Here is a 384-nt window from a genome sequence, read left to right on the forward strand (position 1 = left end):
CTACAAACGTATCGTCAATCGCAAACAGCAGGTTCATACTTTTCTTCACTCCTTAAGCAATCATTGAAAACTGCTTGTATCTATCTTCGTACTATTAGTATACCTGATTCTCAGAATCTATACGAAAACAAACCATTCGGCCATCAAAAACAAAAAAACCAAAGCAGCGAGCACTTTGGTCGTTATGGTTTTCGATGATTTAAAAGATCTGGTTTCATGTCTAACATGGAATACCCGCGAACATCATACCGATTTCGACTTCTTGAATAATCGATCGGTCTTCCCGATTCTAAATAAATAATCTGCTCTAATTCCAAAACTGGATCATCCGATTGACACTTCAAATATTGACGATCATACTCATCACTTTTCGCTGCTTGAAAT

The 384-nt window shown here is 37.0% G+C and carries 2 protein-coding genes; one reads left to right on the forward strand and one right to left on the reverse strand.

Annotated features, from left to right (window positions below; translation table 11 throughout):
• A partial coding sequence (locus ES017_RS15830) for a hypothetical protein (RefSeq protein ID WP_216367615.1) occupies nt 1-198 on the forward strand: 198 nt, incomplete at its 5' end.
• On the opposite strand, the gene ES017_RS15680 is transcribed toward ES017_RS15830, so the two are convergent.
• Nucleotides 183-384, reverse strand: a 202-nt coding sequence (locus ES017_RS15680) for a UTRA domain-containing protein (protein WP_171335319.1), incomplete at its 5' end; no start/stop codon positions are given. The two genes, ES017_RS15830 and ES017_RS15680, sit on opposite strands and share 16 nt — an antisense overlap.

Origin of the sequence: Anoxybacillus sp. EFIL, assembly GCF_013096955.1 — a bacterium.
GTDB classification, from domain to species: domain Bacteria; phylum Bacillota; class Bacilli; order Bacillales; family Anoxybacillaceae; genus Anoxybacillus; species Anoxybacillus ayderensis.